At 53.2% G+C, this 16,244-nt stretch carries 13 protein-coding genes; 6 read left to right on the top strand and 7 right to left on the bottom strand.

Features of this window, described 5'->3' with window-relative positions; genetic code table 11:
* Positions 1-82 precede the first annotated feature (82 nt).
* From GEOB_RS18520 to mfd, 3 genes are all read right to left on the bottom strand, one after another.
* Positions 83-1,045, bottom strand: coding sequence for a peptidylprolyl isomerase (locus tag GEOB_RS18520; RefSeq protein WP_012648778.1), 963 nt, complete (start codon positions 1,043-1,045; stop codon positions 83-85).
* Between the two features lie 82 nt (positions 1,046-1,127).
* The gene (locus GEOB_RS18515; RefSeq protein WP_012648777.1) at positions 1,128-2,054 is read right to left on the bottom strand and encodes a peptidylprolyl isomerase; all 927 of its coding nucleotides are present in this window, start codon (positions 2,052-2,054) and stop codon (positions 1,128-1,130) included.
* Between the two features lie 54 nt (positions 2,055-2,108).
* Positions 2,109-5,618: a transcription-repair coupling factor gene (mfd, locus tag GEOB_RS18510; protein WP_012648776.1), complete on the bottom strand. Its 3,510-nt coding sequence runs from the start codon at positions 5,616-5,618 to the stop codon at positions 2,109-2,111.
* A 190-nt stretch (positions 5,619-5,808) separates the two neighbouring features.
* Between mfd and GEOB_RS18500 the strand changes: the two genes are divergently transcribed.
* On the top strand, positions 5,809-6,123 hold the full coding sequence (locus GEOB_RS18500) for a hypothetical protein (protein WP_012648775.1): 315 nt from the start codon (positions 5,809-5,811) through the stop codon (positions 6,121-6,123).
* Between the two features lie 95 nt (positions 6,124-6,218).
* Entirely contained in the window at positions 6,219-7,283 is a 1,065-nt protein-coding gene (locus GEOB_RS18495) for a CheR family methyltransferase (protein WP_012648774.1), read from the top strand.
* Here GEOB_RS18495 and GEOB_RS18490 read toward each other — a convergent pair.
* On the bottom strand, positions 7,270-8,250 hold the full coding sequence (locus tag GEOB_RS18490; RefSeq protein WP_012648773.1) for a beta-ketoacyl-ACP synthase III: 981 nt from the start codon (positions 8,248-8,250) through the stop codon (positions 7,270-7,272). The genes GEOB_RS18495 and GEOB_RS18490 overlap by 14 nt on opposite strands.
* 120 nt (positions 8,251-8,370) lie before the next feature.
* Positions 8,371-8,685 carry a hypothetical protein gene (locus GEOB_RS18485; RefSeq protein ID WP_012648772.1) on the bottom strand — a complete coding sequence of 105 codons (315 nt, stop codon included), beginning with the start codon at positions 8,683-8,685 and terminating at the stop codon, positions 8,371-8,373.
* A 58-nt stretch (positions 8,686-8,743) separates the two neighbouring features.
* Here GEOB_RS18485 and GEOB_RS18480 point away from each other — a divergent pair, with 58 nt between their 5' ends.
* Entirely contained in the window at positions 8,744-9,325 is a 582-nt protein-coding gene (locus GEOB_RS18480; protein ID WP_012648771.1) for a HEAT repeat domain-containing protein, read from the top strand.
* A 27-nt stretch (positions 9,326-9,352) separates the two neighbouring features.
* Here the strand turns inward: GEOB_RS18480 and GEOB_RS18475 are convergent, their stop codons facing one another.
* Entirely contained in the window at positions 9,353-10,729 is a 1,377-nt protein-coding gene (locus GEOB_RS18475; protein ID WP_012648770.1) for an HD-GYP domain-containing protein, read from the bottom strand.
* The gene (locus tag GEOB_RS18470; protein ID WP_012648769.1) at positions 10,722-12,350 is read right to left on the bottom strand and encodes a HEAT repeat domain-containing protein; all 1,629 of its coding nucleotides are present in this window, start codon (positions 12,348-12,350) and stop codon (positions 10,722-10,724) included. The genes GEOB_RS18475 and GEOB_RS18470 overlap by 8 nt, the downstream gene beginning before the upstream one ends.
* Before the next feature lie 158 nt (positions 12,351-12,508).
* Here GEOB_RS18470 and radA point away from each other — a divergent pair, with 158 nt between their 5' ends.
* The 3 genes from radA to GEOB_RS18455 all read left to right on the top strand — a co-directional run bounded on the left by radA (position 12,509) and on the right by GEOB_RS18455 (position 16,193).
* A complete protein-coding gene (gene radA, locus GEOB_RS18465) occupies positions 12,509-13,855 on the top strand; it encodes a DNA repair protein RadA (protein WP_012648768.1) in 1,347 nt (448 codons plus the stop codon).
* A gap of 97 nt (positions 13,856-13,952) precedes the next feature.
* Positions 13,953-14,309 carry an RNA polymerase-binding protein DksA gene (gene dksA, locus GEOB_RS18460; protein ID WP_012648767.1) on the top strand — a complete coding sequence of 119 codons (357 nt, stop codon included), beginning with the start codon at positions 13,953-13,955 and terminating at the stop codon, positions 14,307-14,309.
* Positions 14,310-14,366: 57 nt separating this feature from the next.
* Entirely contained in the window at positions 14,367-16,193 is a 1,827-nt protein-coding gene (locus GEOB_RS18455) for an ATP-binding protein (protein WP_012648766.1), read from the top strand.
* The last annotated feature ends 51 nt before the right edge of the window (positions 16,194-16,244 follow it).

The following is a 16,244-nucleotide window of genomic DNA, read 5'->3' as shown; positions in this document are numbered from 1 at the left end:
GGCACTGGAATCGGGGAACTGGTGCTTTCCCAGTCACCAGTCACCAATCACCAATCACCAATCACCAATCACCAATCACCAATCACAGCTTTATTTCAATGGCGGCCCCTTTGCGAAGATCGTTGACCCACTGGTTGAACCGCTCTTCCGATTTCTTTTTATAGAGAAGATCTTCGATTTCCGCCTTTACCTCTTCAAAGGGCCGCGGCTTGCCTTTGCTGCGTTCTTCCAACTTGATGATATGGAAACCGGCGGCAGTCTTGACCGGATCGCTGACCTCTCCAGGTTTCATGCCGCTGACTGCGGCTTCAATCTCCCCTATCATGTCCCCTTTTTTAAAGGTACCAAGGTCTCCGCCATCCTTTTTTGCCGCGGGGTCGTCCGAGAACTGCCTGGCCAGCTCGGCGAAATCCTTGCCGCTCCGAGCCTCCTGCAAAACCTGCGTTGCCGTCGTCATTACCTTTGCCGCTTCACTCTCCGGCGCATCTTTGCCGACCTTGAAGAATATGTGGCGGGCGCGGAAGAACTCTTCTTCGCCGTAACGGTTGTGATTGGCTTCGTAATATTCCCTGATTTCACGCTCCCCTACCTGAATCTTTGAGCGCACTTCCTGGCTCATCAGCCTCAGGCGCTCAAGTTGTTCCCTGAGCTGGGTCTTGTACTGTTCAAAAGAAAGTCCTTGTCCTGCAAGGGCAGCAACTAAAGCTTCCTGCGTAAGGTTGTTCTGTTTTTTTACATCCTCAATGGACTGCCTCAGTTCCTCTTCGGGAACCTTGATATCCAGCTCTTTAATCTTTTGCTCAACCAGCTTTTTGTCTATCAGGCGGTCCAGTGCAATTTTGCGTAATGCAGCCTTGTCCGGAGTCTCGGCAGGGCCTTTTTTCTCCATCTCCTTGATTATCTGGTCAGTCTCTTTCTGCACTTCAAGGGTGGTGATGACATCGTCGTTGACAATGGCGGCAACTGCAGTGATCAGCTCCCCTTTTGCAGCTGCGGGACAAATGAAGAGGACACTGACAGCAAAATAAAGCAAGAACTTGTTCATAATGGCTTCCATGGGCTCGGGTTAGTGCAAAAAAGCGGCCGGACGAAACGCCCGGCCGCAGTTCCAAAAGTAAAAAGGGTGGTTATTTCTTGTCTGGTGCTGGCGGCTGCGCGTTAGATTTATCTGCAGGTTTTTCACCGTCCAGTGTCTTGAGCGCATCTTCTTTCACCGTGACCTTGGCGCCCTTTTTCAGATCTTCCTTAAGCTTCTTGAACACTTCCTGCTGTTTCTCGGGAAGAATGGCAGCTTTAATCTGCTCTTTCACCTCATCCAAAGGTCTGACACCTGCAGGACGCTTTCCTGTGAGCTTGATGATGTGGTAACCGTACTTGGTCTGGACTATGCCAGAGGTTGCACCTTCCTTGAGACCGAAAACAGCGTTCTCGAATTCGGGGAGCATGGACCCCTTGCCGAACCAGCCCAAGTCTCCTCCTTTTGCAGCGGCTGCATCGATGGATTGTTTTTTCGCCAACTCTTCGAAGTTGCCCCCGGCTTTGAGCTGCTTGAGGATTTCTTGCGCCTCGGGCTCGGTTTTCACCAGAATGTGGCTCGCTCTTACCTGTTCGCCGGTGCGGAATTTTTCCTTGTTCTTATTGTAAAAATCCTGAAGCTCAGCGTCGCCTATCTTTGCCTGCTCCTCGACTTTTTTCTTCAGGAATGCCTCAACGATAATCCGGTTTTTCAACTCTTCCAGCTTGTCGGCTACAGCCTGACTCTTGTCGATACCATCCTTTTTCGCCTGCTGGAGAATAAGCTCCCGGACCACCATGGTATCGAGCAGCTCCTTCTTGCCTTCCACTGTTTCTGCCATCGGCTTCAGGTATGGGGGAAGCGCTTCCACCTCTTTATTAAAATCGCTGCCGGTAATGGTCGAGCCATTGACCTCTGCCAAGACCGGCCCGGATTTCTTTTCTTCCTTGGCTCCGGTACCTGTTTGCCCCTTGCAGCCGAAAACTGCGGTAATGCAGAGTGCGACAAAGAATAGCTTTCCAGTTTGTCTGTAGTTCACGCCATGACTCCTTAGATTATATTAATATTTTCTCAGTCTTTTATAAGTAGCACATCACCCTAGGGTTTTCAAGAGATTTCCCGCCTCCTTGAGCACGCCATCAAAGGAGGTGTCGGCAAGTTCGGCGCAAAGACGGAAATCGGGGGTAAACTGGTATTTTTTCGGTTGTTGCCGGATCAAGCCAATGATGGTGTCTGGTGAAACGGGAGTCTTTTGGTGGAAGGAGAGAACCAGCTTTTTGCCGTCGAATTCTATTTCCTTGACCAGCATTGCCTTCAGCGCTACCCGCAGCTTCATGACCTCAACCAGATAGAGGGCCGCCAGCGGAAGTTTGCCGAAGCGATCGACAAGCTCGCCCATTATCTCCGCCACATCCTCCTCTGAAGTTGCCTGGGTAAGGCGCTTGTAGATGATCAGCCGCTGGTTCGGTTCTCGGACATAATCCTCGGGGATAAACGCCGGAATACGCAGCTTGATCTCCGGTTCCACCCGTTCCGCAAGCTCTTCACCCTTCAATTGTCTGATTGCTTCTTCCAGCAACTCGGTATAGAGCTCGAAACCTACCGCAGCAATATCGCCAGATTGACGTGCACCCAGCAAATCACCGGCACCCCTGATCTCAAGATCGTGGGTCGCGATGCGGAACCCTGCTCCCAGCTCGGTCAGCTCCTGAATGATCTTCAGCCGCTCCCTGGCATCTGCCGATATGGCACCCTCGCCGGGTATGAGCAGGTAAGCGTAGGCGCGCTGCTTGGAGCGACCGACCCTGCCGCGCAGCTGGTAGAGCTGAGAAAGACCGAAGGTGTCGGCCCGGTTGACGATGAGGGTGTTGGCAGTGGGAATGTCCAGGCCGGATTCGATGATGGTCGTACAAAGCAGCAGGTTGCTTTCCCCATGCATGAAGGAAAGCATCACCCTTTCCAGCTCCTTCTCCTCCATCTGTCCATGACCGACGGCTATCTTCGCTTCGGGGACGATCCTTTGCAGGTGCTCCGCCATGGCGCCGATGGTCTGTACCCGGTTGTGGACGAAGAAAATCTGTCCCCCCCGGCGCAATTCCCTGAGCACCGCCTCGCGGATCAAATCATCGGAAGTGCGGGCAACGAAGGTTTTAATGGCAAGCCGATCCACCGGAGGGGTATCGATGATGGAAAGGTCCCTGATGCCCATCAGCGACATGTAAAGTGTCCGGGGAATAGGGGTGGCGGTCAGGGTCATGATGTCGACCACCGCCCGGTATTTCTTCAGCCTCTCCTTGTGGGTCACCCCAAAACGCTGCTCCTCGTCGATGATGAGCAGCCCCAGGTCCTTGAATACGATATCCTTCTGCAGGAGGCGATGGGTGCCGATAACAACGTCCACCGTCCCGTTTTTCACCCCCTCGATGATCTCCTTCTGCTCCTTGGGGGTGCGGAAGCGGGAGAGCATTTCCACTTTCACCGGGTATGATTTCAGACGCGCAGAAAAAGTTTCCAGGTGCTGCTGGGCAAGAACGGTCGTCGGTACCAGCACTGCCACCTGTTTGCCGTCCATGACCGCCTTGAAAGCGCCACGCAGGGCAACCTCGGTCTTGCCATAGCCCACATCGCCGCAAATCAGCCGGTCCATTGGCTTCTTGCTCTCCATGTCGAGCAGCACGTCCTCGATTGCCGCCTGCTGATCAGGGGTTTCCTCATAGGCGAAGGCCGCCTCGAATTCCTGGTAAAGCTCATCGGGGGGCGAAAAGGCGTGGCCTTCTTCCACCTGGCGTGCTGCATATATCTTCAACAGCTCGCCGGCCATTTCCTGGATGGCTGCCCGGGCTTTGGCCTTGGTTTTCTCCCAACCGGCCCCACCCAGCTTGTCCACATGGGGTTCAACCCCCTCGGCCCCCACGTAACGCTGCACCAGGTTGATCCGGTCCACCGGTAGGTAAAGTTTGTCGGCTCCGGCGTATTCCAGGAGCAGGAAATCACCTTCCATGCCGGAAAAGGTGAGATGCTGCAGTCCCCGGTAGATGCCGACACCGAAATCGATGTGCACCATGTAATCGCCGGGCTTCAGTTCGGCAAGGGAAGTAAGAAGTTGTTTCCTTCTCGCTTCGGAAACGCCACGGCGTTTGATCCTGACGCCGAAGATCTCCTCCTCTGCAATAATGACCAGCTGGTCTTCAGCTAGCTGGAATCCCCGTGAGATATCCCCGACCATGATGCGTAACTGGCTGTCGGAACGCCCCAACTCACCCGGGAAATCCCGTTCCGAGAGAGCCAGTGGCAGATTGTAATGGGAAAGCATCTCATAAAGGCGCTGGGCCTGGTTGCGCTGGTGGCAAATCATGAGCACATGTTTTTGTTCGGCCTGCCGGGCAAGAAGCTTTTCCACCAGCGGTTTCAGTACTCCTTCACCCTCAGCCGTAACATCCAGCTTAAAGCAGCTGTTGTCCTGCACCTGAAGACGGATGGTCTGCCCGGCGTCCCTGCCGCCGGCTATCTCCAGGAAGGGGATGGAGAGGCGACGTCCCTGGTCAAGATAGCTGCCAAGCTGCACTGCATCCAGAAAGAGGTCATTTATCTCACAGACAATGTTGTCTTTTTCCAGGGATTTGCGCTCGCCGGCAGCTAGTTCTTCGGCAAAACCATTCTCCGCTGCTGCCATGGCTGCAGGGTCGTAGATGACCTTGAGGAAATCTTCACCGCAGTAGTCAAAAAGGCTTTCCAGGTCAGGGTGGAACAGGGGTTGAAGGTATTCGACCCCGGGGGGGTATATGGCACTTTGCAGCTGCTCAAGTAGTTCACGACGCCTGGTAGCAGGTATCTCAAGGGCGTCGCACCTTCTTTTCAGCCGGGGTGCAAAAGCTGTCAGGACTTCTTCGGAGATGACCACCTCGCGTGAAGGGAGAAGGATCAACTCCTGCAACGGCTGCAGGGATCGCTGGGTAACCGGGTCAAAGGTGCGGATGGTGTCGACGAAATCGCCGAAGAACTCGATACGGACCGGTGTCGGCAGGTCCGGAGGGAAGATATCCAGTATTCCTCCCCGGATGGAAAACCCACCCCGATCCTCCACCAGCGGCACGTGGGAGTAACCTAACTTGACCAGTTTCTCAAGCAGCAGATCCCGCTCCACCTCTTCACCGGCGACGATGTACTGGGAGATTTGACCAAGGGTTTTTCGCGGCAGGACCTTCTGCATCAGTGCGGGCAGTGGAACAATCACAGCGCCGGCCCTGCCGTCCATCATGCGGAACAATACGTTGAGCCTCTGCCCTACGATATCGGCATGTGGTGAGGCCGTGTCGAACGGGGCAGTATCCCATGGGGGGAAATAGAGAACCCGCTCATCGCTGCCGGAGTAAAAGCGCATCTCCCGGTACAGCTCCTCTGCTGTGTCGGCGTCGGGTGTGATTATGAAAAGAAGCCGAGAGTGCTCATCCCACAGGCGGGAAAGAATGTAGGCGGGAGCAGAGCCTTTCAGTCCGGCAAGGGTGACATTAGCATCGTCCGGTGCAATGGCGGCGACAATTTTTTTGGGACTGGAGATGAAAGCGGTCATGGCAACGGTTGCAGCAATTGGAATAAACGGCATTGAACCTGGAAAGCATAACAAAAAAGCAGCTGTTTAGCCACAATTATGGCAAGAGCAGCTTGCTGCACTCTTTTTTCGGCCGGGCATTATTCCTTAAAGAAAAAAGGTCCATCGCCGAAAAGTTTTTTAAGCCGCCAAAAGCATCTGACTCTGGTGTCTTGGCACGACTGCATCCATATGGGATATAATAATGACAGATGAGACAAATGTTTATGGAACAGTGTTGACTTACTTTTCCAATGAATTTACGACTATCAAGGAACGCCTGAAAACCGGGCAGTTCGAAAACTATCGGGAGCGGGTGGTTGTCAGTCAACTGATATCCGAGGCAATCAATCTGCTGGCACCATACGTGCGCAGCGATGCCCGTACCCGCATACTGGTAAGAGACGGAGAGACGCTGAAAAAGGATCTTCTTTCGGTTCGTGATCTCATCACCAGGAAATCATCCCCTCGCCCTGAAAATCCCTCCCTGCTCAAGGCTCTTCTGGACAAAAAACAGTAACTGCCGCTTGAACCAGCGTTGACAAAATCCGCTAAAGTGTATAAAGAGGGGTGCCCTTTGGCATTGCCGTACGTCATTGCAAGGAAAACTGATTCATGCAGATGCATTTCAGCGTTCAACCCAGCCTTGCCTCAAAAGTTGCAGAAGAACGTCTCGCCCACCTGCTGGTGCCGGGGAAGATCGAAGATCATGACCTTGACCTACGCATTTCCCGACTTGACTGCTCATTTCACCGCTATGCCACGAGCATTACCCATGGCCTGTGGGCGCCGGGACTGGTCATAACCCATGAAATGCAGGCCCTTGCCGAACTCCTGTTTCCTCTTGATCGAATCATTCCCGTATTCAATCGTTTTTTTGCCAAGGTAACCTTATTCACTCCGTTCCTTGGAGCTTCGGCCATTCATAACGCTCCCAGCTGGCCCGACGCCTTGCATGGGCTTCAATCCCTCGTGACAAGTGCCAACCCTGCCGAGCTGCTGTGCAGCCTGCTCGCCGACGAGAAGAAGAGGCGCCTGTTCTTCTTTCACAATTTCCTGCCGCCACGATATGGAGGCGGTTTTAACCGTTATCCGAAGCAGTTGGACTTCCTGAAGGACTGGCTCAGGGAAAACAGGCGCAGATTCAACTATGAGATTAACTGCCTTGATGCTGCCTGCGGCTGCGGTGAAGGGACCTATGAACTGGCGGCACTGCTGCCGGAGTGCGGCTATTCCCCGGAAACTTTCCACATCTGCGGTTCAACCATTGAACCGTTCGAGCTGTTTGCCGCCGCCCATGTCTTTTTTCCCCATGATCTGCAGCGTCAGGCTAATTACCGACGTCATGTGGCGCCATTGTTCAGCGGTGAAATCTCCAAGAGAATGGCTTTCCGTTTGGAAGATATTGCCGGCATACCGGCTAAAGCCGAACGATTCCATGTGATCCTCTGCAATGGCATTCTGGGAGGTCCTTTTCTCCACGAAAAAGTGGCGCTGGAAGAGGCGGTTACAAGACTGGCGGCGAGATTGAACCTGGGAGGTATTCTGCTCGCCGCCGACAAATTCCATGGCGGCTGGAAAAAGAAGGTGCCGGCAACACTGCTGGTGGAGATTTTTACTAAGGCTGGTCTTGAGGTGTTGAAATTGGAGGAAGGGCTGGCGGGTATTAAAACTGGATGAGGATGCCCCCCCAGGAGAGTCCGCCGCCGAAGCCCATGATCAGGACCAGGTGGCCCGGTTTGATCTTGCCGCTGGTTACGTTTTCGTCCAGAGCCAGGCCGACGGAAGCAGCTGCAGTATTGCCGTAACGGTCAAGATTGAGCAGGAATCTGTCCTTGTTGATGCCGGTCTTTTTGGAAATGAAATCGATAATGCGGACATTTGCCTGATGGGGAATGATGTAGTCAAGCTGGTCTGGGCGGATACCGGCCTTGGCGGTAACTTCCGTGATTATCTGCGGAATGACGTCCGTGGCAAAGATAAAGACGCTTTTCCCGGCCATCTTGAAGGTATTTTCCTTTGCCGCTATGGTCTCGGCGGTTATTGGTTTCCTTGACCCGGATGATGGCACCTGGATCAGCTCCCAACCGTTGCCGTCGCTTTTGACGATGCTCTGCAATATACCTTTTTTTTCCTGAGTGGATCCGAGAATCAAGGCACCGGCGCCGTCACCGAAAAGGGGGCAGGAGGTCTTGTCCTGCATGTCAAGTATTTTGGAATAGGTATCGGCCCCAATGACAAGGACTTTCCCATACTTGCCGGACCTGATGAAGTTGTCGGCCGTCTCCACTGCGTAGATGAAGCTGCTGCAAACTGCATTCATGTCGAAGGCAAAGGCGTTTGCTGCTCCGATATTCTTCTGCACCATGCAGGCTGTAGCCGGCAGGATCATATCGGGAGTCGATGTTGCAACGATGATGCAGTCAATGGATAGTGGATCTATCTTCCCCTTTTGCAGGGCATCCTTTGCAGCTGAAGTGGCCAGATCAGAGGTGGATTCAGTTGCAGAGGCAAATCGCCGCTCCCTTATTCCCGTCCGCGAGCGTATCCATTCATCAGCGTCCTCCACCAGATAATCGAAGTAACTATTAGCTATGGCATTTACCGGGACGAAGCCGCCGGTGGCAAGTACTTGTGAATATAACATCATCTCTCCCATCTGCCTGGCAAATTTGCCTGCAAATCCAAAACAGCGTTAGTTTATCGCACATTTGAGCTGCATTTGTCAAACCAATAACTCCGTTGGTTGCGTGTACAAATCTTCCGGCTATTTCTTCCTACCCAGAAGGGCATCTGCCACACCATAGAGCCAAAGGCCGAAAAAAGCGGCCAACAACCATCTGGCAGCAGGAGTATCATTCCTCATTGTTTCCAGCACCTGTTGCATATCCGGTGAACCGGGCATTTTCGAAGAAACGATTATTTTCCCGACTCCTTTAAGGGCGAACAGAAGCGCTCCGATGAGAAAGATGTTCACCAGCGCGATCATTACGGAACCCTTGATTTTGCACCCCTTATAGAGCTGGCCCAAACCGGGGAGCACCAGGCCCGAAAGCAGGGCCGCCTTTAGATTCATACCCATGAAAAACTCCCGAGTGAAATTTATTGTCCAACGTGTCCTTTTTTGATAGAAATACCCAATGGATTCAAAAGCCCTCAACAAACGACGTCAAGCTCTTATTGCCGCACTCAAGGATTCAAGTGAAGCGGTGCGCGCCGCTGCGGCACATTCTCTGGAATGCCTGGAAGGGCTCGGTAGCCGGGAAGAAATTCTCGATCTGTTGAAAAAAGGGAACCGTTCTTCAAAGATAAAGGCCATTTATGCACTAGGGAAATTAGGGGGAGAGAAGGCTATTCCTCCGCTTCTCTACTGCATTTCCCGTCCGGAAGAAGATATAAAATCGGCAGCCATTGAGGTGCTGGGCAATCTGGCCAACCCTTCCACGTTAATGCCGCTCGTCGACAAGCTGAAGGAGCCGAATTCAGCCATCAGGGCAAAGGCCATCGCGGCGTTGGCCAACTTCAGGGATCCATCCCTGGTCCCTATCCTGTTGCCGTTCCTCGATGCAGGCGATGGACTTCTTGATGCTGAAGCGGCCCGGACACTTGGCTTGATCGGGAACCTGCAGCTTGAGGAACGTCTGATTTCGCTGATGCAGTCACCTCACGCAGCGACCAGGGAAGCAGCAGCTTCTGCCCTGGGGAGGCTGGCGCTGTCATAGCAGGTTTTCTGCCTGCCAAAGACCGACCTACCTTGCTGAAGACATGTTGAGACAGCCGGCAATATCGATATTTTTCACTAGAGGATCTACTACCGCCACAATTCTGGCGTAAGTGTTTCCCTTTTCGTCAGCCAGCTTCCTGCGCAGAGGCATGGCAAGTCTTCTGCCAGCAGCATCCATTACAATCTTCACCTTCGGTGCTTCAGGCACCTGGAGATTCGGCCGGTAGACAATGGCAATTTCATTATTATCCAGCCTCACCACCGTTCCTACCGGGTACGGCCCCATCATCTCTTTGAACTTATCCACTATATCGCCATTCAAATAAGAACCCGCTATTATTTGCAGGTGGGCAATGGCCTCTCTTGGATTGTATGGCTTTTGGTAAACGCGGACCGTAGTGATGGCGTCATAACAATCGGCAGCGGCAACAATTTCGCTCATTGAGGTGAATGGCATTTCCCTTGCCCATTCGGGGTAGCCTTTACGATTATAGCCGATGTGGTGTCCAAGCACGGCCTGTGCCACCTTCGAATTGATTCCTTTCATTTTATCGATGATTTCAATGCCCGATTCGGTATGTTTCTTCATCTCTTCGTATTCAATGGTCGTCAATTTTCCTGGCTTGTTAAGGATGCTTTTTTCTATTCGGACCTTTCCCACATCATGGAGGAAACCGGCCATGCCGACCGTCTCTATTTCCTCCCGTCCAAGATTCATATGGGAGGCAATGGTCATGGAAATTACCCCCACATTGACACTGTGATTGAAGGTATAGTTGTCGTAGTCCTTGATCATCGATAACGCCAGCAGTGCCGCCGAATCTTTGACCGCCAATGAAGCCATTTCCCGGACCACGGTTGATATCCTGTCGCTGCCGGGAATTCTGCCCAGCTCCACTTCCCTGAAGATCTGCTCCACCGTTTCGAGGGCTTCATGACGAGTCCTGAGGCAGGCTTCCTCCTGCTGGATCTCTTCCTGGTCCTCATCCATGGCCGTGATGATGGAGAGACCCGTTATCCCCTGGGAGCTGATTTCGGTGTTGATCTGTTCAGCCTTCAGTTGATTCTTTCCCAGGAGGGTAACGAACCGGGCAAGTCCGCTGACGTTAATGCCGGGACTGAGGATGATGCCGGTGATTTCCTTCTCCTGCAGGCGGGTTGCCAGCTCTTCAATGCTTGTGGATGGTGCAAAAAACAGCTGCTTCTCGACAAATAAGACCCCATCCACAACTCCCAGCCTGACTTCGGGGCGCGCTCGCAGGGCTGCCTCAACAATGGTCACGATTTCCTTAAGCGGGTTGAGAATGGCTGGATGGCCGGAGGGATAAAAGCCGACTCCCTTGATCGAACCCGACAGCAGTGTCGCCATGCGCTGGGCGATTTCCTGGCTGATTTCACTCATAGAGACCTTCCGCCACCCTCTCGATATTGTCAACCGCGTCACTGCAGGCTTTCCCCAGAGATCCGCCCCTTGCCGCACAAGCGTTCAGAGAAGGGAGCGCTGCTTCATCCCCGAGTCGGCCAAGCGCCGTAGCGGCCACAATCTTCATTTCGTCCCACTTACTCCAGGGCAGCCAGCTGTTTGATCCAAGCAGGCTGAGTAGTGGGGTGACGGCCCGTCTGTCACCAATCCTGCCAAGGGCGATGATCGCCTCCTTCTTTACCTTGATCTGCCTGGAGAAAAAATCCGATTTTTCAATAATCTGGATCAGCAGTTGCACGGCGGCATCGCTCTTTAAAAGACCCAGAGACATTATGGCATGAAGGACAATGGCCGGGTCTGCATCTTCAATAAGCTCGATAATCATGGATTCGGCATCTTTGCCGCCGATTTTTACCAGCGCATGAATAGTTTCCTTCCTTACCCGCTGATCGCCATGATAGAGCGCCGGCCTAAAGGCATTGGCGCTGTCCCTACAGCCGATCTGCCCTAAAATGGCCACCATGTTCCGGACCACATACCATCTCTCGTCCTTGAGCATGGCGAGAAGCGGAGGAACCGCCGGCTGGCCGATGGCGAGCAGTGCTGCTGCAAGTGATTTTCGGGCATGAAGGCCGTCAGCCAAGCAGAGCCTCTGAATGATCACATAGGCAATCTTTGCCCCCAGTTTTTTAAGTATGGGATAAATCTTTGCTGTCTCCAGCGGACTCTTGCTCTCCAGGTGCTGCAGAAGAAAATCGATCGTAACCCCTTCTGCAATTTGCTCCAGGGTAAAAACAGCATAATCTCTCTGCACTTGGGACCGGTTTGTATCTTCATTATGCTGCAGGAGCGCATGCAAAACCAGAAAAAGAGGGGCGCAAACAGCCTTTTCTTTGAAACCTTCTGCCTTGCTGGCCAGATTGCGGGCCAACTGCTGGTAGCGGTTGTCGTCGGTTTCCCGGTCCATTCGGGCAAGCAGTTCCATCAAGGTATCTGTATCGGTGTTCCCGCTGTCTGCGGGATAAGCACCTTCTTCCCCCTCAGCCCGTTCAGGTCCCTCTTCGCCCGTTTTGGCCAGCGCATCTCCAGACTCTATTTTCTCTTCAAGCGCCTGCCGCTTTTCCCAGATCACCGACAGATCTATCTCATTGGCCCATATTGTTCGTATGCCCCTTGCCGGCATCAGCTGTGCCATCCCCCCGGAAAGCGCAAGATTCTTTTGGTCCATGGACAACAGGTGCAGGAACGCACGCAGGTCATCAAGGGACAGATCCGGGAGAAATGTAAGCTGCTGGATCCTGCGGATGAACAACTCAGCGGCAAGGCTGACAACCATCTGGTTCAACTCTGCCTTTATCGGCTCACCTGCGGAGGAGAACCCTGCCCGGCTGATGGTCAATGCCAGTTCCTTTTCCTGCACAAAATGCCCTAAGGTATTATAGACATTGGCGACTATCTCCTCGCGCTTCGGGTGCCCTTCGGGATAAAAGCCGATGGCTCTCATTGCCTTGTAAATATCTGCCAGAATAGGACCCGGATTTCCAGGCTTTTCTGTCTTGGGGCGTACCAGCTTCAATATGGACTCGGTGCCTAAATTCATTGTTTCCCTGTTTACGCAGGATAATGGTAGAAAAGGAATTTTATATTAATGTCAAAATCATTGTCAAACTAATACACCGATAGCAGCCACAAGGGTCGCTGTTGACACACCTGGAGAAAGGGACTACTATCCGGGCCAGTACAAAGAGGGATAAGACATTGAAAACAAAGACCCTTTACAGTTGCCAGAAATGCGGCTACCAGTCCGCCAAGTGGCTTGGCCGATGCCCCGACTGCGGGGCATGGAATACCATGGAGGAAGAAGTTGCCATTAAATCCGGGGCAGCCGCTAGCAGGGCACTCCCCGGAGGCCCCCCATTGCCGATCAACCAGGTCGGTGGGGAAGCAGAGATGCATCTTCCCACTGGCATCTCAGAGTTCGACCGGGTGCTGGGAGGGGGGCTGGTGGCAGGTTCCCTGGTCCTTATCGGTGGTGATCCCGGTATCGGTAAATCTACCTTGCTTCTGCAGGCCATGAACCACGTGGCTAAGACCGGCACCGTCCTTTATGTTTCCGGAGAAGAGTCCGCCCGGCAGATCAAGTTGCGTGGCGCGAGAATGGGAGTCAATGCCCCTGGCCTCTACGTCCTGGCCGAGACGGCCCTGGAAAACATCCTTGCCCATATTGCCAGGATGCAGCCGAAGGCGATAGTTATCGATTCCATTCAAACTATCTTCACCTCAGGGCTGGAATCGGCACCCGGCAGCGTCAGTCAGGTTCGCGAGACAGCCGGCCGGCTGATGATAATGGCGAAAGGGAGCGGGATTCCGGTCTTCATTGTCGGCCATGTGACCAAAGATGGCGCCATAGCCGGCCCACGAGTGCTGGAACATCTTGTTGACACCGTTCTCTACTTTGAAGGGGACAGCGGTCATCCGTTCAGGATTCTGCGTGCGGTTAAAAACCGGTTCGGTTCCACCAACGAGATCGGTGTCTTCGAAATGAAGGAAGGAGGGCTCTGCGAGGTCAGAAATCCCTCCGAGCTTTTCCTTTCCGAACGGCCCATGGGGGCTTCCGGCTCCGTGGTCGTGGCGTCTCTGGAAGGGAGTCGCCCAGTCCTCGTCGAGCTGCAGGCCCTGGTGAGTGCCTCTTCACTTGGTGTTCCTCGCCGCACAACTATTGGCGTCGATCATCACCGTCTGTCCCTGCTTGTGGCTGTTCTTGAGAAAAAAGTGGGGCTGTCGCTGGCGGGCCAGGACATATTTCTGAACGTGGCGGGCGGGGTAAAACTGAATGAGCCTGCCGCCGACCTGGGCATGGTTGTTGCCGTCGCTTCAAGCCACCTTGACAAGCCCATAGCCGGCAACACCCTTCTTTTGGGGGAGGTGGGTCTGACCGGAGAAGTGCGAGGTATTACCCAGCCCGAGCTTCGAGTCAAGGAGGCCGCCAAGCTGGGATTCAGCCGCTGCATCCTTCCAGCCGGCAATCTGAAACAGGTCAAAGCAAAGGGTCTTGAACTCATTGGCGTGAAATCGGTCGACGAAGCCCTGGACAAGGTCTTTTAGGTCACTCCTCAGCAGGCCTGACCACAAAATTTTCCTTTACTAAATAGTTAAATTCCTTTTTAATATTATAATGATTTAGCAAAGGATGGTGAAGTCCATGGATTCAGAAAAGCTTGAGTATTTTAAAAACGTACTGCTGGAAGAGATCCGCGTCCTCAGGGAAGAAGCCGGCAGGACCGTGTCGGAAATGACCTCGGACACGACGAATTTCCCCGATCCAAACGACCGGGCGACCCAGGAATCGGATCGTAACTTCGAATTGCGCATCAGGGACCGGGAACGGAAACTCATCAACAAGATCAAGGAAGCACTTCAGCGTATCGAGGACGGCACCTTCGGCATCTGCGAAATATGCGAAGAAGACATCAGTGAAGCGAGACTCAAAGCACGCCCGGTAACCACCCTTTGCATCGACTGCAAAATGGATCAGGAACAGAAAGAAAAGCTGCGATAATTTTTCCGTATGCTCTGATTTTTCACCCTCCAATACACATCCCGCCGGAGTTTTGCCATGACCTTTCGGGACAGGTACAACCTCTTGAGTTATGCGGTGCGCATAGCCGACGCCCCAAACCGCACTTCTCTCCAGAAGTTGAAATCCCTTGTTAAACGTCTTGCCGGCTCACTCCAGCTAACATCCGTCACCATTTATCTCCATGATCAGTATCAAGGATGCCTGTCCAGGAAAATAAGCAGCGCCGATCCGGGCACCATGACTCCATGCAATATCCCACCAGGACAGGGCGGTGCCGGAATTTGTGCTGCCAGAAGAATTCCGCTCTCTATCCCACCGCAGGCTCTCCATGCCGACGAAACCAGGCATGGTAGTGAAGTCGAATTTCTTTGCGAACCTATCTCACGCAATGACCGATTTTTTGGCGTTCTCGCCATCGGCCTGGGGCCAAACGAGAGCCTGACCGCTACCAGGAAAAAGGTCCTGGAGCAGGTGCGAACCATTGCCCTTCAGTTGTTGACCAATCTCTCTGCTGAAAATGACAAAAAACTGAAAGATCTGTCCCTTCTCTACCGTGTCAGTAATACTATCCTTTCCACCATTGAACTGAACAAGCTGATCCACCTTACCCTGACGGCGCTTACTTCGGGGCCGGCTCCCTTTTTCGACCGGGCCATGCTTTTCCTTATCAACAAAAGGTCAGGAATCATGCAGGGAATGCTTGGAGTGACCAGGGAAACATCCGCATGCTGCACCGATCCCTTCAGCGAGTCTGAGGATATCCTGGCCAGTCGCTGGGACATCTCCGATGACAACATGGTCTGCCAGCGACAAGCCGATTTCAATCAGAAGGTAATGGCCAGCCGCCTGGAGTTGGACAAGTCACTGAACCTGGCTTCTCGGGCCGTGCTGGAAAAACGGCTGATCTATGTGCCCGTGGCCGCCCGTGAAAAGCAGGCGGATCATACTTTCATCAAGCGCTTCGGCATCACCTCCTTCGCGGTCGCACCGCTCATAGCCCGTGAAAAGGTGGTAGGGGTCATCGTGGTCGACAACAGCCTCGAAGGAAGGCCTATCAGCAAAGACAACCTGCGCTTTTTACAACTTTTCACCAATCAAGCCGGCATGGCCATCCAGAATTCCATCCTCTATAATCGGATCGAAGATACCAATCGCGATCTGTCAGAGGCCCAGGACCGGCTCATCCAGGGAGAGCGTTTGGCCGCCATAGGTGAAATGGCAGCCGGCATTGCCCATGAGCTCAAGGGACCTCTGGTTGCCATCGGCGGATTTGCACGGCGGCTGGCAGGCAGGCTGGCCAAGGCATCCGACGAGAAAGAAAGTGCCGACCTGATCGTCCGGGAAGTGCTGAGACTGGAGAAGATGCTGACCGATATCCTTTCTTTCTCCAAGAAGACAACAATCTGTTATACCCCCTGCAATATCTCTGAGATAGTTAAGGACGCTCTGGCAGTGGTCCGGCCTTCCTTGGAAGAGAAAGGCATCCGGGTTACGACCCGCTTTCCCCGAAAGATCGAGGCGCTTCTCGGCGACTGTCAACAACTGAAACAGGTGTTCATCAACCTTTTCTTCAATGGACAGGAAGCGATGAAAAATGGCGGTGAGCTTGCCATTCGGGTCGGGACCTCAACCATCGACGGACAGAAAGCCGTTGCCGTCAAGGTCAGGGATACCGGCGGAGGCATTCCGCTGGAAACGCTTCACCACATCTTCAATCCCTTTTACACCACAAAAGACACCGGCACCGGCCTTGGTCTTCCCATAGCAAACCGTATCATCACCAACCATTGCGGCAAGATCCATATCAACAACCGACCGGGTATCGGCGTGGAATTTAGCGTCGTCGTGCCGATTCAGAACTGAAAATTCCTTTTCAACCGTTATTATTTGCGGTATACATTGAGAAAATCATCA

Source organism: Geotalea daltonii FRC-32 (genome assembly GCF_000022265.1).
GTDB classification, from domain to species: Bacteria; Desulfobacterota; Desulfuromonadia; order Geobacterales; family Geobacteraceae; genus Geotalea; species Geotalea daltonii.
The sequence above is the reverse complement of the archived record's forward strand: the minus strand, read 5'-3'. Positions and strand labels throughout refer to the sequence as shown.

Bases quoted from the DNA above. Each gene is read 5' to 3' on its own strand.
- GEOB_RS18520 (WP_012648778.1), bottom strand. From the start codon at position 1,045: ATGAACAAGTTCTTGCTTTATTTTGCTGTCAGTGTCCTCTTCATTTGT.
- mfd (WP_012648776.1), bottom strand. From the start codon at position 5,618: ATGCCGTTTATTCCAATTGCTGCAACCGTTGCCATGACCGCTTTCATC.
- GEOB_RS18500 (WP_012648775.1), top strand. From the start codon at position 5,809: ATGACAGATGAGACAAATGTTTATGGAACAGTGTTGACTTACTTTTCC.
- GEOB_RS18495 (WP_012648774.1), top strand. From the start codon at position 6,219: ATGCAGATGCATTTCAGCGTTCAACCCAGCCTTGCCTCAAAAGTTGCA.
- GEOB_RS18490 (WP_012648773.1), bottom strand. From the start codon at position 8,250: ATGTTATATTCACAAGTACTTGCCACCGGCGGCTTCGTCCCGGTAAAT.
- GEOB_RS18485 (WP_012648772.1), bottom strand. From the start codon at position 8,685: ATGGGTATGAATCTAAAGGCGGCCCTGCTTTCGGGCCTGGTGCTCCCC.
- GEOB_RS18480 (WP_012648771.1), top strand. From the start codon at position 8,744: ATGGATTCAAAAGCCCTCAACAAACGACGTCAAGCTCTTATTGCCGCA.
- GEOB_RS18475 (WP_012648770.1), bottom strand. From the start codon at position 10,729: ATGAGTGAAATCAGCCAGGAAATCGCCCAGCGCATGGCGACACTGCTG.
- GEOB_RS18470 (WP_012648769.1), bottom strand. From the start codon at position 12,350: ATGAATTTAGGCACCGAGTCCATATTGAAGCTGGTACGCCCCAAGACA.
- dksA (WP_012648767.1), top strand. From the start codon at position 13,953: ATGGATTCAGAAAAGCTTGAGTATTTTAAAAACGTACTGCTGGAAGAG.
- GEOB_RS18455 (WP_012648766.1), top strand. From the start codon at position 14,367: ATGACCTTTCGGGACAGGTACAACCTCTTGAGTTATGCGGTGCGCATA.